Annotated in this window: 18 protein-coding genes and 1 tRNA gene; 5 read left to right on the forward strand and 14 right to left on the reverse strand. The window is 48.1% G+C overall.

Annotated features, from left to right (window positions below; all coding sequences use genetic code 11):
• Positions 1-218: 218 nt before the first annotated feature.
• From ispG to AC50Y5_RS24510, 5 genes are all read right to left on the reverse strand, one after another.
• A complete protein-coding gene (ispG, locus tag AC50Y5_RS24490) occupies positions 219-1,331 on the reverse strand; it encodes a flavodoxin-dependent (E)-4-hydroxy-3-methylbut-2-enyl-diphosphate synthase (RefSeq protein WP_056039869.1) in 1,113 nt (370 codons plus the stop codon).
• 94 nt (positions 1,332-1,425) lie between these two features.
• On the reverse strand, positions 1,426-2,682 hold the full coding sequence (gene clpX / locus AC50Y5_RS24495) for an ATP-dependent protease ATP-binding subunit ClpX (RefSeq protein ID WP_046229405.1): 1,257 nt from the start codon (positions 2,680-2,682) through the stop codon (positions 1,426-1,428).
• A 23-nt stretch (positions 2,683-2,705) separates the two neighbouring features.
• Positions 2,706-3,290: an ATP-dependent Clp endopeptidase proteolytic subunit ClpP gene (gene clpP, locus AC50Y5_RS24500; protein ID WP_056039867.1), complete on the reverse strand. Its 585-nt coding sequence runs from the start codon at positions 3,288-3,290 to the stop codon at positions 2,706-2,708.
• A gap of 217 nt (positions 3,291-3,507) precedes the next feature.
• Positions 3,508-4,815, reverse strand: coding sequence for a trigger factor (gene tig, locus AC50Y5_RS24505; RefSeq protein WP_056039866.1), 1,308 nt, complete (start codon positions 4,813-4,815; stop codon positions 3,508-3,510).
• Between the two features lie 88 nt (positions 4,816-4,903).
• Positions 4,904-5,812 (reverse strand): hypothetical protein, encoded by a 909-nt coding sequence (locus AC50Y5_RS24510; RefSeq protein WP_494864042.1) that lies wholly within the window; start codon positions 5,810-5,812, stop codon positions 4,904-4,906.
• Positions 5,813-6,104: 292 nt separating this feature from the next.
• Here AC50Y5_RS24510 and AC50Y5_RS24515 point away from each other — a divergent pair.
• Positions 6,105-6,178: transfer RNA gene (locus AC50Y5_RS24515), tRNA-Arg, on the forward strand.
• Between the two features lie 165 nt (positions 6,179-6,343).
• Here AC50Y5_RS24515 and AC50Y5_RS24520 read toward each other — a convergent pair.
• The 4 genes from AC50Y5_RS24520 to AC50Y5_RS24535 form a co-directional block, all read right to left on the reverse strand.
• Positions 6,344-7,930 (reverse strand): trypsin-like peptidase domain-containing protein, encoded by a 1,587-nt coding sequence (locus AC50Y5_RS24520; protein WP_494864043.1) that lies wholly within the window; start codon positions 7,928-7,930, stop codon positions 6,344-6,346.
• A 214-nt stretch (positions 7,931-8,144) separates the two neighbouring features.
• Positions 8,145-9,404, reverse strand: coding sequence for a TraB/GumN family protein (locus tag AC50Y5_RS24525; RefSeq protein ID WP_056039858.1), 1,260 nt, complete (start codon positions 9,402-9,404; stop codon positions 8,145-8,147).
• Between the two features lie 337 nt (positions 9,405-9,741).
• Positions 9,742-9,876 carry a hypothetical protein gene (locus AC50Y5_RS24530; protein ID WP_257790761.1) on the reverse strand — a complete coding sequence of 45 codons (135 nt, stop codon included), beginning with the start codon at positions 9,874-9,876 and terminating at the stop codon, positions 9,742-9,744.
• A complete protein-coding gene (locus tag AC50Y5_RS24535; protein WP_056039857.1) occupies positions 9,860-10,240 on the reverse strand; it encodes a hypothetical protein in 381 nt (126 codons plus the stop codon). The genes AC50Y5_RS24530 and AC50Y5_RS24535 overlap by 17 nt, the downstream gene beginning before the upstream one ends.
• Before the next feature lie 160 nt (positions 10,241-10,400).
• Here AC50Y5_RS24535 and asnB point away from each other — a divergent pair, with 160 nt between their 5' ends.
• On the forward strand, positions 10,401-12,248 hold the full coding sequence (gene asnB, locus AC50Y5_RS24540) for an asparagine synthase (glutamine-hydrolyzing) (RefSeq protein WP_494864044.1): 1,848 nt from the start codon (positions 10,401-10,403) through the stop codon (positions 12,246-12,248).
• A 117-nt stretch (positions 12,249-12,365) separates the two neighbouring features.
• Positions 12,366-12,923, forward strand: coding sequence for a glycosyltransferase (locus tag AC50Y5_RS24545; RefSeq protein WP_494864045.1), 558 nt, complete (start codon positions 12,366-12,368; stop codon positions 12,921-12,923).
• A 167-nt stretch (positions 12,924-13,090) separates the two neighbouring features.
• On the opposite strand, the gene rdgB is transcribed toward AC50Y5_RS24545, so the two are convergent.
• The 3 genes from rdgB to AC50Y5_RS24560 form a co-directional block, all read right to left on the reverse strand.
• On the reverse strand, positions 13,091-13,726 hold the full coding sequence (rdgB, locus tag AC50Y5_RS24550; RefSeq protein WP_056039850.1) for an RdgB/HAM1 family non-canonical purine NTP pyrophosphatase: 636 nt from the start codon (positions 13,724-13,726) through the stop codon (positions 13,091-13,093).
• Positions 13,726-14,475: a ribonuclease PH gene (gene rph / locus AC50Y5_RS24555; protein WP_056039848.1), complete on the reverse strand. Its 750-nt coding sequence runs from the start codon at positions 14,473-14,475 to the stop codon at positions 13,726-13,728. The genes rdgB and rph overlap by 1 nt, the downstream gene beginning before the upstream one ends.
• 160 nt (positions 14,476-14,635) lie before the next feature.
• On the reverse strand, positions 14,636-15,697 hold the full coding sequence (locus tag AC50Y5_RS24560; RefSeq protein ID WP_056039846.1) for a GerMN domain-containing protein: 1,062 nt from the start codon (positions 15,695-15,697) through the stop codon (positions 14,636-14,638).
• A gap of 139 nt (positions 15,698-15,836) precedes the next feature.
• On the opposite strand from AC50Y5_RS24560, the gene AC50Y5_RS24565 reads away from it, so the two are divergent.
• Together AC50Y5_RS24565 and AC50Y5_RS24570 are read left to right on the forward strand one after the other, a co-directional pair.
• The gene (locus AC50Y5_RS24565; protein WP_056039845.1) at positions 15,837-16,376 is read left to right on the forward strand and encodes a phosphatidylglycerophosphatase A family protein; all 540 of its coding nucleotides are present in this window, start codon (positions 15,837-15,839) and stop codon (positions 16,374-16,376) included.
• A gap of 597 nt (positions 16,377-16,973) precedes the next feature.
• On the forward strand, positions 16,974-18,800 hold the full coding sequence (locus tag AC50Y5_RS24570; protein WP_056039843.1) for an APC family permease: 1,827 nt from the start codon (positions 16,974-16,976) through the stop codon (positions 18,798-18,800).
• On the opposite strand, the gene AC50Y5_RS24575 is transcribed toward AC50Y5_RS24570, so the two are convergent.
• Together AC50Y5_RS24575 and AC50Y5_RS24580 are read right to left on the reverse strand one after the other, a co-directional pair.
• Positions 18,785-19,774, reverse strand: a complete 990-nt coding sequence (locus AC50Y5_RS24575; protein ID WP_494864046.1) for an MBL fold metallo-hydrolase — start codon at positions 19,772-19,774, stop codon at positions 18,785-18,787. The genes AC50Y5_RS24570 and AC50Y5_RS24575 overlap by 16 nt on opposite strands.
• Positions 19,774-20,523 (reverse strand): class I SAM-dependent methyltransferase, encoded by a 750-nt coding sequence (locus AC50Y5_RS24580; RefSeq protein ID WP_056039838.1) that lies wholly within the window; start codon positions 20,521-20,523, stop codon positions 19,774-19,776. The genes AC50Y5_RS24575 and AC50Y5_RS24580 overlap by 1 nt, the downstream gene beginning before the upstream one ends.
• Positions 20,524-20,576: the final 53 nt, after the last annotated feature.

Here is a 20,576-nt window from a genome sequence, read left to right on the forward strand (position 1 = left end):
TCTATATAAGCGTAAACGGCGTTGCCTTCCGTTGGCGGCAACGCCCGTTTTGCTCAGATATAGAAGCTGATTCAAGATGAAACGGCTGTCGCCATCCTTTGGCGGCGCGGCGAGTTTCATTCCGAGAAATTAAGAGAAGGTATCGCGCAATGCTATACTTTCCTTTATTTTCAAAAAAAACCGTGCCGTCGTTCACATGAACAACAGCACGGCCATGTTTATAAGGCAGGCGTATGATGCTTGCGGCCAGGAATTTCTCCTGTTTCTTCAAAAGCGTGAACGATAATATCAATTTCCTTCTTCAGCTCGTTCAGCAGCTCAGCTTCCGGAACTTTGCGAACCAGCTCTCCGTAACGGAACAGCATCCCTTCGCCTCTAGCTCCTGCAATACCGATATCTGCTTCACGCGCTTCACCAGGACCATTGACGGCACAGCCAAGCACTGACACCTTGATCGGCACCTTGATTTTCGAAATATATTCCTCGACCTCATTGGCGATCGTGAACAAGTCAATATCAAGCCGTCCGCAAGTTGGACAGGAGACGAGCGTTGCCGCATTCGTAATAAGTCCAAATGTTTTCAGCAGCTCGCGAGCTACCTTTACTTCTTCCACAGGATCAGCACTTAGACTAATACGCAGCGTATTGCCGATGCCAAGCGTCAGCAGCGCGCCAATGCCAGCAGCACTTTTGATCGTGCCCGTATGCAGTGTGCCTGCTTCCGTAATGCCAAGGTGAAGCGGGTAACGGATCTTCTCCGCAGCCATCTTGTAAGCAGCAATAGCCATCGGAACGTCAGAAGCTTTGAGCGACACAATAATATCGTGGAAATCCAGCTCCTCCAAAATGCCAATGTGGAACAAAGCGCTCTCCACCATTGCTTCAGGCGTCGGATAGCCGTATTTCTCCAGCAAATGATTTTCTAAGGAGCCTGCATTTACACCGATACGAATCGGAATGCCTTTTTCCTTGCAAGCTTTCACGACCGCTTCAACACGCTCGCGGCGGCCGATATTGCCGGGATTGATTCTAACCTTGTCAATGCCGTTTTCAATTGCAGCAAGCGCGAGCCTATAATCAAAATGGATATCGGCAACAAGAGGAATATGAATCCGCTTCTTTATTTCCTTAATCGCTTCCGCCGCTTCCTTATTGTTGACGGTCACGCGAACGACCTGACAGCCCGCTTCCTCGAGCCGAAGTATTTCCGCAACAGTTGCCTCTACGTCTGCCGTTTTGGTCGTGCACATACTTTGAATGATGACTTCGTCGCTGCCGCCAATCGTCAAGTTGCCGACTTTGACAGGCACCGTATCTTTACGTGTGTACATACAGTGATCTCTCCCATGAACGTCAAAGTCCACCCTCTTGATGCGAGCTATGAAGCCGCCCAGCGGGTGGAACAGTGACGGTGATGAATATTATTTAGGCGCTTTCTTCCTTCTTCTTGCCCTTCTTCGCAGTCAGCTCAGGCATAATTTTGTCCCGAACAGCCTGCTCCGTAACGAGGCAAGTGTTGACATCATCGCGCGATGGAATTTCATACATCACATCAAGCATAATGCCCTCAATAATGGCACGAAGGCCGCGGGCACCTGTATTGCGCTTGATTGCTTCCTTAGCGATCGCTTCCAAAGCGCCTTCTTCGAAGTCCAATTTTACATTGTCCATCTCCAGCAGCTTCTGGTATTGCTTAACGAGCGCATTTTTAGGTTCGGACAAAATCCGTACCAAAGCCGGCTCATCAAGCGGCTCCAAAGTCGAGATAACAGGCAGACGGCCGACAAACTCGGGGATAAGGCCGAATTTGAGCAAATCTTCCGGCAGTACCATCGACAAGTATTCGCCTGCTTTCAAATCCTTCTGTACTTCGCCAGTAGAATTGAAGCCGATCACTTTTTTGCCGATACGACGTTTGATTAGCTGCTCCAGCCCATCGAAGGCACCGCCGCAAATAAACAAAATGTTCGTCGTATCAATTTGGATGAACTCTTGATGTGGATGCTTGCGTCCGCCTTGTGGCGGTACAGAGGCTACCGTGCCTTCAAGAATTTTCAGCAGGGCTTGCTGAACGCCTTCACCCGATACATCGCGTGTAATTGAAGGGTTCTCGGATTTACGAGCAACCTTATCAATTTCATCGATATAAATAATGCCGCGCTCCGCTTTCTCAACGTCATAGTCTGCCGCCTGAATAAGCTTGAGCAAAATGTTCTCAACGTCCTCGCCCACATAACCCGCTTCAGTAAGCGAGGTTGCATCAGCAATTGCGAATGGAACGTTCAAAATTTTAGCCATCGTCTGCGCCAGCAGCGTTTTACCCGAGCCTGTAGGGCCAACGAGCAAAATGTTACTCTTTTGCAGTTCAACGTCTTCGATTTTGCTTTGAGAATTTACGCGCTTGTAGTGGTTGTAAACAGCAACTGCAAGCGACTTCTTAGCAAATTCCTGTCCGATCACATAGGAATCAAGAATACCGCGAATATCTTGCGGCTTCGGAATGTCTTTCAGGTCCAGCTCTTCTTCATGACCTAGCTCTTCCTCTACAATCTCCGTGCAGAGCTCGATACATTCATCGCATATATAGACGCCGGGACCGGCAACCAATTTACGCACTTGCTCCTGCGATTTGCCGCAGAATGAGCATTTCAACTGGCCCTTCTCATCGTTGAATTTAAACATGGAATCACCCCTTCATCAAAATCTTATATCGGCGTGGTAATAACCTTGTCGATCAAGCCGTATTCCAACGCTTCCTGCGCACTAAGAAAATAATCGCGATCTGTATCGCGGTCGATTTTATCATAGGGCTGACCGGTACGCTCCACATAAATATTATTCAGCTTATGCTTCGTTTTAAGAATCCAGTCGGCATGAATTTTAATATCCGTAGCCTGACCTCTTACGCCGCCAAGCGGCTGATGAATCATAACTTCGCTGTTAGGCAGCGCAAAACGCTTGCCCTTGGCTCCCGCTGTCAGCAGAAGGGAACCCATGCTCGCAGCCATACCTACACAAATCGTAGACACGTCCGGCTTAATATATTGCATCGTATCAAAAATGCCCATGCCAGCCGTTACAGAACCGCCAGGGGAATTGATGTACAGATGGATGTCTTTCTCAGGATCGTCGGCCGTTAGAAAAAGCAGCTGTGCAATGATGGAGTTTGCAACATCGTCATCAATCGCACTTCCGAGAAAAATAATTCTGTCCTTGAGCAAACGCGAGTAAATATCGTAAGACCTCTCCCCGCGATTCGTTTGTTCGACTACGATAGGTACCAGATTCATCCGACCAACCTCTTTTCGTTTATGGCTTAATTTCCAACTTTATTGTAACACGCCAAAAGCTCACTGTCATTTTTCACTACTACCTTATGCGAACGGCGATGCTTGATATGTACGGAGAACTGCCCCGCGCTTGGTTGTACCATTATGTAGTTTGAAAATAAGGCACGTGGGTAGACGTGCCTTATTCTCAAGTTAATGCTTATATTCAGTTGATTGATTAAGCTTCCTGAGCCGCTTCAACAATCTTGCTGTTGTCATTCAGGAACTTGATTGTTTTGCGAAGTTGAACATCTTGCTTCAGGCTGTCAATGTTGCCGTTCTTCGTGAAAAGTTCACGAAGCTCTTCAACTGGACGGTTGTAAGAAGTCGACAGCGTTTCAAGCTCAGCTGTCAAATCCTCGTCTGTAATCTCGATGTTTTCTGCTTTAGCAATCGCTTCAAGAACCAGGTTGTTGCGAACGCGTTTAGCTGCATCGCCTGCCATTTGCTCACGAAGCACGGACTCGTCTTGGCCAGAGAACTGGTAGTACAGGTCCAGCGTCATGCCTTGCATGCGAAGACGGTTTTCGAAATCGCGAAGCATGAAATCCACTTCCGTATCAACCATTGGCTGTGGAATTTCCACTTGCGCAGCTTCGCTTGCTTTTTCAACGAGTTGAACTTCAAGCAATTGCTCTGCATCTTTAGCTTTCTTTTCTTTCAGCTTGCCAGCAAGATCTTGCTTGTACTCTTCAAGCGTATCAAATTCGCTGACATCTTTAGCGAACTCATCGTCAAGAGCAGGCAGGCTTTTGCGTTTGATTTCGTGCAGCTTCACTTTGAAAATCGCTTGCTTACCAGCAAGGTTCTCAGCGTGGTACGCTTCCGGGAAAGTCACTTCAACATCTTTGAAGTCGCCGATTTGCATGCCAACGACTTGATCTTCAAAGCCTGGAATGAACGAATTCGAGCCTAGCTCAAGCGAATAGCCTTCGCTTTTGCCGCCTTCGAACTGCTCGCCATCTACATAACCATCAAAATCAATGACAGTTGTATCGCCGTTCTCAGCTGGACCTTCTTCAAGAACAGTCAGCTCAGCATGACGCTGCTGCAGGCGCTCCAGTTCAGCAGCGATTTCTTCTTCGCTAACTTCTGTGCTTGCAGCTGTAACTTCAAGGCCTTTGTACTCGCCAAGCTCAACTTCTGGCTTAACGATAACTTTAGCTTTGAATTTGAACGTTTGGCCTTTGCCAAATTGTTCAACATCGATTTCAGGACGGTCAACCGGCTGAAGATCGTTTTCTTCGATTGCGTTTGTGTAAGCTTCAGGCAGCAAAATGTCGATTGCATCCTGATAAAGGCTCTCTACGCCAAAGCGCGATTCGAACATGCCCCGTGGAACTTTACCTTTACGGAATCCAGGAACGTTAACCTTTTGAACGACTTTCTTAAACGCCTCATCCAGTGCTACTGCTACTTTCTCAGCACCAACCTCAACATCGATGGATACGATGTTCTTGTCTATTTTTTCCCAAGTTGCTTTCATTTTATGCTTTCCCCTCCAAAAATACGCATACATCCGTAGATTTCACGTTTCATAAACCATTCTATTATAATAGTATTGAGCTTTTTTATCAAGGCTCGGGATCTTCATCCCCTGGCTGCGGTACAACGGCTACCTGACGAAGCGTCCGGCAAGCCTGTTCGTAACGGAATCTAAGTGCTTCTGTAATGCCGTATGTATCTCGAATATCATCATCATTGACGGTGCCATATACGGTAATTAACAAAGTCTGGTGCAGCGCTCCTGCGTAGCAATCCACCGTCTCCTCATCATCCCGCAGCATCCAAGTGTAAGCGGTCGTGCCGTATAAAAATTGCAAGCTATCTTTCCACAACTCTCTTGCAAAATGTGGAAGCGATGGATCATCCGCCTCCGTAATGCTTTCCACGCGCTCCAAAATGCGATTGACGGGCTGCGGGAAATCATCCATTGCAAGCGGCGTTGCCTCAATCTCAAGCTCTACTTGCTCGCCTAGCCTGTCCATAACGAGCCGTCCGGTCGCTCCTCGCTTGCGCAAGCATTGCAGCGCCTTGAACTGCACGATAGGATGAACGTCTGACGCCGTAGTGAGCCACTGTGAAATGATGTCATCCACCTCGGTTGCCCGAATGAATACCGCCCGCTCCAGCGCCAAAATCTGCTGATCAATCATCGGGTGATGCTTCATAATGTAGAGCACCTGTTTCACATAGCCTTCATCCTGCTCAGCAGGATTGAGCAGATCTTCACGTATCGCTTGCTCATCCGCTTCCTGCTCTGCTGGATTCATCGCGCCCTCTTCACCTGGCACGCGATATTCCGGAAAAGCCATGTCTAGCCAGGAAAGCAAGCTTTCCCATTCCTCATAGTGGCGCTCGTCCTCACCTTTGCAGGAAAGCAGGAACTGCAGCAGCCGCTTGGCTTCACCGTATTGCTCGGCTTCAAGCATCCGGGTCAATTGAATTTGATACTGATCCAACATTCGCGGGAACAAATACACGTTTTTTCCTGTGCCTTCATTATGCGAGTCATTGGGAGTTGTAATGGTACCACCACCTTGTCGGTCAAACTCCAGCTTCGTCTGTCCATTGCTTGCGATAGATTATACCATGGAAGCGAGCAATATAAAAATATACGTTTATCCGGCAGCATAATTTCAAAAAAAGCTTGCCCTGCTCATTGAAAATGTGTATATTAATTCATGTGGCTTTTTTACCCAACTGATTTCAAACAGAAACATGAAATTGCCTATTGCGTAAATGCAGGCCGCCATGCTATACTCATTCTTACGTGTCCCAGTAGCTCAGCTGGATAGAGCAACGCCCTTCTAAGGCGTCGGTCGGGAGTTCGAATCTCTCCTGGGACGTACTTCAATTCCATTTATTTCAATTAGATAAAGCAACGAAAGCACACCGTTTTTCAAAAATGTGCGCTTTCGTTGCTTTTTTATTTGGAATTTAAACAAAAGAGTGGCTTCTCAATTTGAGAAGCCACTCTTTTGTTTTTAATACTTGTAGCTCTTACGAATACATTAAATCCGAATGCTTTCTAGATCTTCATCCCCGTAAATATCTAATGAGTAATACATTCTCTTTTCTTTATAATCGAACATTCCGAAAATAAAATTATGGAATACGCGGTACCCCGTTCCTTCTCTTTCAATGGATTCGACAGGGTAAGCGCTAGGATAGGTTTTTGAATACGTATCGAGGTATAAACCGACGGCTGCTTTTTCAACATTTAAGTTATCGTGCAGTTCTTCCGCAATATAATACATCAGATCCGGTATAACCATATCATCCTTTTTTTGCATTTTCATCAGGCTGGAATAATCAGCAGCATCCGTAATGATTCCACCAATTACAATGCCCTTGGTATCCTCAGAATACGAAACAAACCAAGTGAACTCAAGATCTAAACCATCCTGGGTCAAGTAGCTATACTCATCATTCAGAAAATTTTCAATTTGCTTTACCGTTGCAGCTTGAGCACTTCCAGACGTTGTTTCTCCTGGTGCTGCCGCAGTATAAGATTTAGATTGCTGAGGCTTCTTCAAAAATGTGCTTACATCAGTAGATGGAATTGCTAAATTAATGGCCGCAGAGCTTTCTACAAGCGCAGTTGTAATGCCCACCAGCTCGCCTCTCAAATTAAATAAAGCCCCGCCGCTGCTGCCATGATCGATAGGCGTAGAAATTTGAATATAATTTTGACCGTCGACCGTTCTGCTCTTCGAACTAACCACGCCGGAAGTAAGAGAATTAGTAAAGCCTAGCGGCGATCCGATCGCCACGACCGATTCGCCCAGTTTCAGCTTGGAGGAATCACCAATCGTAACGGTTGGCAAGTTCAAATTAGATGAATCTATTTTAATCAAAGCCAGATCTCTATCCTTATCAGCATTCAAAACAGTGCTGGATACATATTTTGCTTCATCACTTGTATAAATGACCGCTTTATGAGCACCTTCGATAACATGATAATTCGTTATAATTTCGCCTTTTGCACCGACAATTACGCCGCTGCCGCTTGCGATTGCTTGATTATTTTGATCGACTACCTCAATATACACAACCCGGTCGGACAGCTCGCCTATTTGCTCAATCGTCATATCCCCCGTTTTCGCAGGATCGGTTGGGGTTGGGGTAGGTGCCGGCGTAGTGGTCGGAGCAGGCGTTTCCGTCGTTGGCGCCGTTGCATTTCCAGCATTCAAATATATTTTTTTGCTTTTCACTTCAATGCCATAGCCTAACGTTTCACTTACAAAACGAAGCGGCACATACGTTACACCCGATATCGCCTTAGGTGCCACATTTAATTTAAAGGATGCCCCATTTGAATAAGCTATCGGATTATTGATCGTTAAAATAATTTCTGTGCTATCTTTTTTGGCATTGATCGTTTTGGTTTTGCCATTGTAGCTAATCGTTGCCCCTAAAGCTTCAAATAAATTGCGGAAGGGCACTAGTGTCGTGCCTTCACTAACAAATGGAGAATTGCTGAATGTCAGCTCTGTACCATCCAAATATACTCTCCATTTCCCTTCTGCTGCATAACTTGTTGTAGCACTTGGAATAAATAACGAAATCATAAGGATAAAAAATACTATTTTCTTCACTTCAAACATCCCTTCAGTTTATATGCTTCCTGCTTATTGAAGTATATTACAACATAGCTATGTAAGTAAAAGATTAATTTTTAAAATAAAAATATTTTTACGAAATTATAGCATTCATTATCCACACGGAAAAAGAAAAGACACCACTTCTTCCCCAATTAACAGGAGAAATGGCGTCTTTAATTCCTAATCATTCAATTATAGCAACGATTTACTACTGTCTTTCAACGGTAAAGCCATCTTTCTCAAGCACCGTCACGATACCGTCAGGGCCCAACATATGCAATGCTCCTACTACTACAAAATAGGTCGATTTATCAGTGCCGTTCAAAAACCCTTTTACTTGATCCGTCATGCCTTTATTGCGGTCTTTAATCAAAGCATTGTAATATTCAGGCTCTTTGGCAACTTCTTCTGTCATTGAAACGAGTACATCATCGCTGCCACTTACCCACATATCCGTTAAAGCATCAATGCCTGTAGGCTCCGAAGGTGCTTGCTGGCTTACTGCATCTAAAGCTTCAACCAGCTGCTTCTCCTGCAATGCATCAGAAAAACGATCAAACATCGACAACTGGCCTTCTGCTGTCTCAAGGGAAATGACAGGGACATTCGCTTTATTCGCTTTTTCTGTAAAATAAAGATCTATGCCATTGCTAGTCTCATAGCCAGTACCCTGCATTTGCAGCGCAGTAATAGATTGTGTTACTGCCCAAGGCTTATAAGGATCAAATGCATTTTCTGGTAATTTATTAGCCTTCAACAAGGCAACGATTTTCGCATACGTTTCAGCCGAGACATGATCCTTCAGCGTCGTGCCATCCGAGTAAGTACCCAGTTTGTTTGCATAAGTTTGCAATGCAGTTGCATCCAGCTTAGTCAAGTCTACTTCTACCGCGAGATGCTGTGCGGTTTTGAATGCCTCTTCAATTTCCGGGCGAAGCGGATACATGCTGTCTTTCGCCACGTGAATCGAACCAAGCAAGTAAACGGTATTGCCGTTCTTTTCTACTTTCCACAGGAAGCCTTTGCTGCCTTCGGCATTGACCTTAACTGTGAAAGTAATCGTGCGAAGCGCTTTGCTCCAGTCTACTTGATAGCCAGCTGCCTCACCAATGAAACGAAGCGGAATGTACGTTACATTTTTAATTGTTTTTGGAGCCACTTCAAGCTGTTTTTTCTCGCCGTTGACCGTAGCCGTTTTGTTGCCAATTTGCAGCGACAGGTCTACGCCCTCTTTGGTAGCGGTTACCGTTTGCGTGCTTTTATTCCACACGACCTTCGCATCAAGCTCTTCCAAAATCGGACGCATTGGCACGAGCGTGCTGCCCTTCTCAATAACAGGCTCGAAATTGTCGAATTTGACTTCGCTGCCATTAATAACGACGCTTATTGGCTTCTCAGCCGCATGTACAGGAGTAAACAGGGAAAAAGCTACAAATAATGACATGATTAAAGCACTAATTTTTTTCATTTGGACTCCTTATAAAACCTTATTAGTAGAGAAGAATGCTGCTTGCCCGTTGTAAAAGCCTAAAAGCCCCCTTTCACACTTTTACATTCCATCCCTCTTGGTAAGTTTACCCTCTTCACCCACAGGTTTCAATACCCGCCACCGCTGCGTTTTTCAATTAAATCCATATTTAAAGCCTATGGTTTTCTTGAAAAATAAAAAGCGAATGCTTACCGCATTGTACACGCCTTAACCATTCGCTTATTGGCGAATCCGTAAGGCGAAGCAGTAAAGCATTCGCTATCAGGTTATTAAAATGTTCGCATACAGCTTTTGGCTAGCTAACGTCAAAAATAGCTTATCTTTGATTGCCGCGACGTTTGCCAGTCGGATTATTTTGCGCATCATGCTTAGGATTTTTATCGACGACCTGCTCGGCAAACTTTGGGTTTACGTCAAATTTCAAGCTTTTATCCTTAGGTGATTGACTCATCTTCTGCTCCCCCTCCCATTGTCGCCTCATGAAGAGGCAGTCCCATCTGCTCGATATGACGTTTCGTTGATTCTGTGCCATACTCATGCAGAAGCTGATAAATTTGGACAATTAAAGAATCGTAGCCGTAGTTCATTTCTTCATCACTAGCTGGGCTGAACGGCGTTTTGGCAAAATGGAACGTCTGCAATTCATCCATGCTCGAAAGCTCCTCAAATAGCTCCTGCAAGCGGATAAACTCCCGTTCGTTCGCCATAATCTCCAGCTCGTAGGCTGCTGCGCCTTGATCCTCAAGAATTTGCCCAGCCTGGACGGATACATAATATTTTCGGCGGGTTTGATCCAATCCATCGCCTTGTCTCATTTGCAAGCTGACACTCCCTTCCGAATTTATGCCGCAAACACAGCTGCTTGCCGCGCCGCCATCCCTAGCTTCCCCAGATGGACAGACATTTTATGCCTTTTTTCAGCATATGACTATTATTATCGCGACTGGAGTCCTGCAGAAGAGAGGGATGAGGGCAATGTGTGGAATAACCGGCTGGATTGATTGGACGCGCGATCTAACCCATGACAGCAGCACTTTGGAAAAAATGACAAAAACATTGGAGCTTCGCGGGCCTGACGCCTCAGGCACTTGGATATCAGCGCATTGTGCGCTTGGACACCGGCGGCTTAGTGTCATCGATCCGGAAAATGGCGCCCAGCCAATGATTCGGCGCACTGAAGACGATGATCTATTTGTCATCGTCTATAATGGCGAATTATACAACGCAGGTGAACTGCGCAAGGAATTGGAGGCTGCTGGAAGCAAATTTACAACGACCTGCGATACAGAGGTGCTGCTCCTTGCTTTTATGCATTGGGGCAAAGCTTGCGTCGAACGGTTTAATGGCATATTCGCCTTCGCAATATGGAATGTGGAAGAGCAGGAGCTTTTTTTGGCTCGCGACAGACTTGGCGTCAAGCCCTTGTTCATTAGTCAAGCCAGCGGGCTGTTTTTATTCGGCTCAGAACCAAAGGCCATTTTAGCACATCCTGACGTGCTGCCGGAGGTCGGTGCAGAAGGGCTTGCTGAGCTGTTTATACTTGGTCCTGCACGGACGCCAGGCCATGGCGTCTATAAGCATATTACCGAGCTGCTGCCAGCCGAGTGCATGACCGTGTCACAGGCGGGCATCCGCAAAGCGAAATATTGGAGCCTTGAAAGCTCCCCACATACGGAAAACGTTCAAGAAACGGCCGAGCATGTCCGCGACCTGCTCCGTGATACGACCGAGCGCCAGCTCGTATCGGATGTACCGGTGTGCACACTGCTGTCTGGCGGGCTGGATTCCAGCGCCTTGACGACGCTTGCCGTGCAATATTACGAGCAGACCGGGCAAGGGAACGTTCATACGTTTTCGGTCGATTATGCGGATAATGCCAAGCATTTTAAAGCTCATGCGTTTCAGCCAAACAGCGACGCCCCTTGGATCGAGCGTATGACCACCTACCTCGATACCGTCCATCATTCGGTGCAGTTTGATACGCCGGAGCTGGTAGCCGCTTTGCGGGATGCCACCTTCGCCCGTGACCTGCCAGGCATGGCAGACGTCGATGCTTCGCTGCTTTTGTTTTGCCGTGAAATTAAAAAAGAAGCGACCGTCGCCATTTCTGGTGAGGCGGCCGATGAAATTTTTGGCGGCTATCCATGGTTCCACCGCGAGGATGCGCTGAACGCGTCCACCTTCCCATGGTCGCTCGCCTCAGATATGCGCTCCAGCCTGCTCGCCCCGGATGTAGAAAAATGGATTAAACCGCTCGATTATATCGGCGACCGCTACGCCCAAGCGGTAGCAGAGGTGCCCCATCTGGACGGCGAAAGCGAGGCTGTACGCAAAATGCGGCAAATGTCTTACCTCAACATTACCCGCTTTATGCCAACGCTGCTGGACCGGAAGGACCGGATGAGCATGGCTGCCGGACTGGAAGTCCGGGTGCCATTTTGCGACCATCGCCTCGTACAGTATGTATGGAATATTCCCTGGGATATTAAAACATCGGGGGACCGCGAAAAAGGTATCTTACGCAAGGCGCTCCGCGGCGTATTGCCAGATGATGTGCTGACTCGCAAAAAAAGTCCGTATCCGAAGACGCATAATCCGAATTATTTGGCGGCAGTTAAAGGGCTGCTGCTTGACCTATTAAACGACTCCTCCTCCCCGTTGCTCCCGCTCATTGATGTCAAAAAAGTGCGCCAGCTCGCCGAGTCTGCTGACGCCAGCTCCAATATCCCCTGGTTCGGCCAATTAATGTCTGGCCCCCAGTTGTTCGCTTACTTGTATCAAATGAATCTGTGGCTGAAGGAGTACAGCATTCGTATTAAATGATGCTACCATTGTCGAATGGCTGGTTTATTGTATAATTAGAGCAGCGAATGTTACAAAATGTGGAACCATTGTTGGCTGCATCCTTTCATTCGTGAATTCAAGCTGGAGGATTAATTCATGGGCGTATCGGCCGCAATGATCGTGAAAAACGGAGAAAGATCAATAGAACGTGCAATAAACAGCATTATGGATGCAGTAGATGAAATTATAGTCGTTGATACGGGTTCAACAGACGAAACTCTTCCCATTCTCAATCGGCTGGCTGGGGAACATGAAAAAGTACAGCTGCACCATTTTACGTGGATAAATGATTTTTCGACGGCCCGAAACTACTCGCTTTCTCTCGTCATGCATAAATGGACATTCGTTGTAGATGATGATGATGTACTGCCGCTTGATCAAATTCATAAACTAAGACAATATACTTCTGAAATGGATCAGCAGGGACGCGAGGTCGGCATGTACGTCCGTTATAATAATACTGTAGATGGTGTCGTTAATACCGTTCATGAAAAAGCATATTTACGACTATTTCCAAGCAGATTGCGCTATAAAGATATGATTCATGAAATTGTTGATACACAGGGCATGGAGCTGCTGCAATCTAAATTTAAAAGTAGATCAAGAAAATGCCCGCCTCTGGATGCAGCTTGGAAGGGAAATGAAATCGTTTGACCCCGCCAAGGCGCTTCATTTTTTAAATCGCGCAGAGTCGCTTACAACAAATGAAGGCCTGCTGAAATGGATACGTGAAAGCAAGAACGGTCTATAAAAAAAGGAAGCGACACGCCGCGCAGCGTGCTCGCTTCCTTTTTAGTTATGAGTAGCCCTATATGTGCCACTTAGACCAGCTTCGGCAAAAGCTCCTTAAGCGCATGGCCGCGATGGCTGATCTGCTGCTTCTCTTCCTTGGACAGCTGCGCCATGCCGCGATTAAGCGTTGGCAGCCAAAACAATGGATCGTAGCCGAAGCCTCCATCGCCGCGCGGCTTGTCCATAATAAAGCCGTCAACGGTTCCTTCGGCTTCCATAAACTCGCCCGTCGCTGGATCATACAGCGCCAGCACGCATACAAACTGCGCACGGCTCAGCAGCTTCGTGCCATCCTCCAGTGCCTCCGCCGCTTCAGGCAACGCCAAGCGGTTCAGCTCCGCAAGCAGCTTCGCATTATTCGAGCTGTCCGTAGCTCCTTCGCCAGAATATCTGGCCGAATATACGCCCGGAGCACCGGCAAGCGCTGCTACGCTCAAGCCGGAATCATCGGCGAGCACCGGCACCTGAAAGGCATCGCCCGCCGCCTTCGCTTTAATTCGCGCATTTGCCGAGAATGTATCGCCATCCTCCACAATATCCGCAAACTCTGGGTATGCGTTCAGGCTGACTACACGCTTGCCAAGCTTCGCGAAAGCGTGGGCAAATTCCTTGACCTTGCCCTCATTTTTCGTAGCAATCAGAATGATCTCGCTGCTTAGCTCCATTATTTCTCTGCTCCTCGTCCGATCAGACCTGCTGCTTCCCCAAGCACCTCGCGCTGCTTTGCAATCAGCTCAGCAATGCCGCCCTCCGCCAGTTCCAGAAGCTCATTCAGCTCCTTGCGGGAAAATGGCGCGTCCTCGCCTGTACCTTGAAGCTCCACAAATTGGCCGCTCCCTGTCATTACGACGTTCATGTCCACCTTGGCCTTGGAGTCCTCGTCATAGGCAAGGTCCAGCATCGGCTGATCTTGAATAACGCCCACGCTCACCGAAGCCAAATAATCCGTAATCGGATATTTCGTAAAGGTGACGTTCGTCGACAGCTTGTTCACTGCCAGACAAAGCGCGAGAAAAGCGCCAGTGATCGAGGTCGTGCGCGTACCTCCATCCGCTTGAATGACATCGCAATCGAGCGTAATCGTTCTTTCTCCAAGCGCCTGCAAATCTACGACAGACCGCAAAGCTCTGCCAATGAGACGTTGGATTTCCATCGTACGGCCCGTCAGCTTGCCCTTAGCCGCCTCCCGATGATTGCGCGAATGGGTTGCTCTGGGCAGCATCGAATATTCCGCTGTAATCCAGCCTTTGCCCTGATTTTTCATAAAAGGAGGCACACGCTCCTCCACGCTTGCTGTACAAATGACCTTTGTTTCTCCGACCTCAATTAGGACGGATCCTTCCGCATATTTATTTACGCCCGCCGTAATTGTAACCGGTCGCAGCTCATTGGTTTGACGTCCATCTGTTCTCATCGTAATGCAGCCTCCTAGCCTATGTTTCAACACAATACTACCCATTTTACCAAAGTAAAACTAGAAAAGCATCCGTAACCGCAAAAAGAGAGCGCCCATGCGCCCTCTCCCTGCCTCGAAGCCATCACGTTTGGCTCCATGCCTTGCTTAAATTTTACTTTTATGACTTCATCGCATTCACATGATGCGGTCTGCCGACTGGCTCGTTGTAAGAAGTATTTTGATCATCTACAACGTTCGCTTCACCGTTCAACCGGATTTGAACTTTCGCTGCTCCTGTATTTTCCGTCACAGATAAGACGACGGCCTGCAGCATTTCAGCAGGAGCATTTTGACCGCTCTCATAGGCGGTATCTTGAAGATCTACCGTTACGGTATCATTCTTCTGCTCAATACTTGTAACCTGAACATCATTGGTCATCACGCCATTCAGCTGCTTGCGGTTAAGCGGGCCGGCAATCAGCTCCTCCACCGCTGCCTTCACCGTCGACTCAGGCCTTGCGATCAGCCTTGTAACGGGAACATAATATTGCTCTTCATTGGATGTTTGGGAGGAGAAATACAGTGTAACTGGTGTTGAGTAAGCCGAGCTGACGCCATCCGCTGTTTCCAGGTTGATGCCGACTGAGCGAGTAAGCGGACGGTCCAGGGGGAAACCATCTACTGGCATTTCGCTCAGCTTGCTGCCCTCGTACCATAGCTCCACCTTTTCAATTCCGGTCATCGCCGTCAGCGTCCACGTAATGGCTTCAACGATTTCCCGCTCTTTCGTTGCCGTATAATCTGCAAAAGGAGCGGAAAACTCTACTGTAGCCATCTTCAACTGTGGATCAACATGGTAGGATTTAATTTGAGTACCTTGTGGAATCACAGCCTGAAAATCTTCCGGAAGCTGGCTCGCATAAGCGCCGCCATCGACCATCATTTCCAGCGCCTTCTGCCCGGCAGCTTCTTTGCCGCCAAGCGTCGTAAGCAGCGAGATTGGTGCAAGGTATCCATTTTTGTCCTCTAAGTATACGGTCAACTGCGTTTCTTCTCCCTGTGGATTTACGCTGCTTGTCTGTCCTGTATTCGTACCGTCAATGACGTTGGTTGATTCCGTCTGAGGCGGGTCAATCTCCTTGCTTGTCTCCGTTGAGAACAGCCCGCACCCTGCGGTCAGCAGAGGCACAACCATAACACCGCTTATCGCGGCAAGGCGAATCCATTTCGTTTGAACCATTTTGTTTTTTCCTCCTCTAGTGATTTTTGCCGCATGCGGCTTTGTACAACTCTCATTTTGTAGTAATATGTATACGAGCCCTTCCCCGTTTTAGACCAGTTTTGTCCACAAAATTACATCCAATAAGGGGGACATCAAGATGACAACACCACAACCATACAGCTTGAACAGCCGCAAGGTTGCCGAAGCGACGGAGGAGTGGCTTGTAAAGCGCGGCATTACGAAGATCGCCGTGGCCCAGCTCGTGCATTTTTTGCAAAAGGATTATTTCCCAGAGCTAACAATCGATGAATGCATCGTAAATGTTGACGCTGTTTTATCCAAGCGCGAGGTGCAAAATGCAGTGCTCACCGGCATCCAGCTCGACATGCTCGCCGAAGAAGGTAAGCTGCTGCCGCCGCTTCAGGAAATGATTAAAAACGATGAAGGGCTGTACGGCTGCGATGAAATTCTCGCCTTGTCCATCGTCAATGTATATGGAAGCATCGGCTTCACAAACTTCGGCTATATTGACAAGCTGAAGCCCGGCATTTTGAAAAAGCTTAACGATAAATCGAGCGGCGATGTACACACCTTCCTCGATGATATTATCGGTGCTATTGCAGCCTCAGCTGCAAGCCGCATTGCTCATCGAAAGCAAGCGGAGCGTGAAGGAGCAACTAATCCCCCGCTCGATTAAAAGTCGGATAGATAACGAACAGGCGCCGCGTCTTGCTAAAGATGCGGCGCCTGTTTGATGTCTAAACAAATGCTTTGTGCTTTGTGCTTTGTGCTTTGTGCTTTTTGATTTCTCGTTTGGCCATGCAAATTAGACACTATAATTTTTGCTTTATGCTGTTATCCCCTTAGCTCAGAAACCAGGTTTTCATTTGCAATTCCCCTTTTCTGAGCTAAGGGGATAACTCCCCAAAGCGAACAAAAGACAATATTTATTTCCCCTTCACGCTCAGCCATTCCTCACGCTTTCATTGCCCGGAATAGGCAATAATCATTCCTACCGCAAGCTACACCTCGCGCTGCTAAACAGCGTTCATTTGTAATCGCTTACATGATCAAAAGAGAACCTTTCCGCCTCTTTTCAGCTGAAAACGAGATTTTACAAAAAGCATGCCTGGGGACTATGATCATTGCACCTGCCTCAAACCGAGTCGCCTGCGGAGAGATCAAGTAGCTTTTTTTTCCATGGTGAAAAAACTTATAACAGGAGATAGTAGCAATAACGTGCTCTGCAAAAATGCTTTTCACTCTTACAACTAACTGCTGGCGGTGACCTGAAATGATGACTTTTTTAAAACGGCTTGTAATCGGACGGCCGCTCAAATCCAATGAATTGGGCGACCAGAAGCTGATCAAGCTGAAAGCGCTGGCCATTCTTTCGTCGGATGCTCTATCCTCCGTTGCCTATGGACCGGAACAAATTTTGATTGTATTAATAACGGTAAGTGCTGCTGCATTCTGGTATTCCGTACCGATTGCCGCGTTCGTGCTCATTTTGCTGCTGGCGCTTATTCTGTCTTATCGGCAAATTATTTTCGCCTATCCGCACGGCGGGGGCGCATATGTCGTATCCAAAGAAAATCTCGGCATTTTCCCCGGATTAATTTCAGGCGGCTCCTTGCTAGTGGACTACATATTGACGGTAGCGGTCAGCGTCTCCGCGGGAACCGACGCCATTACGTCGGCTTTTCCCAGCCTCCATGAGCATAATGTGTTGATTGCTGTTATTTTCGTCATTTTAATTACGATATTGAATTTGCGTGGCGTGACCGAGTCGGCATCCATTCTCGCCTACCCGGTGTATTTGTTCGTTCTTGCGCTGTTTATTTTAATCGGAGCAGGTATTTACAATATTGCAACCGGCCATGTGCCGCCTGAGCTGCATACGCCGATTGGGACGCCAGTTGCAGGCATCAGCTTGTTCCTGCTGCTGCGCGCCTTTGCTTCTGGCAGCTCCGCGCTCACAGGGGTAGAAGCCATTTCCAATGCGATACCAAACTTTCGCGACCCGGCTCCCCGAAATGCTGCGAAGACGCTCTCATCAATGGGCATTTTGCTGGCTATTCTCTTCTCTGGCATTGTGTTCCTGGCCTATTATTACGGCATTAAACCGGCGGTAGAAGTAACCGTCGTTTCCCAAATTGCTGAGCATACGTTTGGACGGCATTTTATGTATTTCTTCATTCAGGGCACTACGGCGCTGATTTTGATATTGGCAGCAAATACAGGCTATTCGGCTTTTCCGCTGCTCGCGGTGAATTTGGCTAAAGACAAGTTTATTCCGCGGATGTTTACGGTCAGGGGCGACCGCCTTGGCTATTCCAATGGCATTATCAGCCTTGGCGTGCTATCCATCCTTTTGATTATTGCTTTTGGCGGTCAGACCGAGCATTTGATTCCGCTTTATGCGGTCGGGGTATTCATTCCATTTACCTTGTCCCAGACGGGGATGATTGTGAAATGGGTCCGCCAGAAGCCGAAGGGCTGGGTCGTGAAGCTGCTTATAAACTCGGCAGGGGCGCTCATCAGCTTGATCGTCACAATGATGTTCTTTTTGACGAAGTTCGCGCAAGTATGGCCTGTGCTCGTGTTTCTGCCGATTATTATTTATGTGTTTCACCGGATTAAAAAGCATTACAACGCCGTCGGCGAACAGCTGCGGCTCACCACGTGCGAGCCTGCGATGCCCATCGAAGGCAATGTGCTGATTTTGCCTGTGGCCGGAATGACACATGTTGTTGATAATTCCATTGCCTATGCCAAGTCATTGTCCGTGAATCAAATTATTGCGGTGTATGTGCCATTTGAGCGAGAGGAAGGCGAGGCGTTCGAGGAAAAATGGAAGGATTGGCAGCCGGACGTGCGATTAGTCGTATTGCATTCGCCTTATCGTTCGGTCATGCAGCCGCTGCTGAAATTTATTGATACGGTGGAGCGCAAGGCCAGCCAGTCCAGCTACCGCGTGACGGTGATTATTCCGCAATTTATCCCGAAACGCGGCTGGCATAATATTTTGCACAACCAGACGAGCTTTATGATTCGCGCCCTGCTGCTCCACCGCAAAAACGTCGTAGTTACGACCGTTCCCTATCATCTCAAAAAATAAATAACGCCCGCACGCTCCGTTCGCGATATCCGGCCCGAATGCTCCAGCTCATACAAATGGGCGAGCGTCTCGGCCATTGCAAAACGGTGCTGATGCGGGCTTTGTTGTGCCCGTGCACCGAAAGATCGTCCACACACCTCAAAGCCTGTGAGCGGCTCCTGCAGCATCATCAGCATTTGCTCCAGCCGCTGCACATGATGCTGCTTAATTTCTGCGATTCGGCTGGCAAATGTCGTGAACGAATCATAATGCCCTGGAAAAGCGCGCTTAACCTCATATTCGCTTAAGCGATCCAGACTTGCCAGAAAATCGCCAAGCGGATTCATCTCCTCGCCAGGAACGACGCTAATATTGGGGGTTATGCGCGGCAGCACCTGATCGCCGCATATCATCCATTGTTTATTGGCTTCATAGAAGCAGAGCTGGCCATAGGCATGTCCTGGCGCATCAAGCAGCTCCCACTGTGAACCGCCAAGCTCAAGCGTCTCGCCAGCCTCTATATACATGATTTGATCTTGCTGGGGCTGCGGCGAAACTTTTTCCTGGAAACTGCTTAAGTTGCTGCTAATTTCGTCAATGTAGTGCTGCGGCATGCCATGCAGAGCAAATAATTCAGCAAGCTCTTCTGACATCGTGCTGCCCTCTCCCCATAAGTACCTAACATAGCGATGGGCACGCCGGGACATCAAGACCGGTGCGCCGCTTAGCTCGGCAAAATAACCCGCGAGACCGTAATGATCGGGATGCTGATGCGTAAGGACGATGCGCGAAATTTGCTCTGGCGCAATCGAATGGTCCGCAAATACCGCTTCCCAGACCGCAAGCGTCTCCTCCGTTCGGAGACCAGGATCGATAAGCGTATATCCTCCCGCAGGCTCAGTAAATACGTAGCTGTTTACCGTTTTTAAGGCAAAGGGCAGCGGAAGCTTTACTTGCAGCAGCCCGTGCTCCCATTGCACCGCTTGAGCCGCCATTACGCATTAGCCCTTCCAAGCATAATAAGGCGCGGCGAGTTCAGCTCATCATAGGCTGAGCCATCGACGTTGCCAAATGTTTTCTCCAGCACAAGGCCTGCCTCGGCGAACGCCTGCTCAAACCATGTGAGCGAATACAGGCGAACCTGCTCATCATAATGGCGATTGTCTGCCTCATCGCTGCTTACGGCAATTTCTATATGCTTTTTGACCCAGCCATCTTCAATTTTACGCTGCTCGCGAATGACCCAGCCGGACTCTGCATCCTTGCGCTCCGATGCCGGAACGAGATTACGCTCTACATAAGCCGGATTCAGAAAATCAATTAGAAATGGCGCACCTGGCTTCAGCATGCGGCGAATTTCCCGCAGCACCTGCACGTTCTCTTTTTCATCTGCAAAATAGCCAAACGACGTAAATAAATTAACCGTTCCCTCGAACGCCCCCGATTCGAAAGGGAGCTGGCGCATGTCGCCCTGCACCCAGGTTACGCGCTGCAACGCATCATGCTTCCTCGCTTCGTTAAGCAGCGGTTCCGACAAATCCATCCCCGTCACTTCATAGCCGCAGTCTGCCAGTGCCAGCGCATGGCGTCCCATACCGCAGCCGATGTCCAGCACCTTTGCCGTAGCCGGAAGCTGGAGCCACTGCGCCATCAGCTGTACCTCCTTGTAGGCGTTATCCCAATCCCGATGCTTATAAACAACCATATAATCGCTTCCAAAACTCTGCTCAAACCAGTTGGACATATGTATTCTCCTCTACCCTTGCAATTCACTTCTCATCCCTTCATTGTACTGCA

The organism is Paenibacillus sp. JT22N7, from assembly GCF_059383875.1.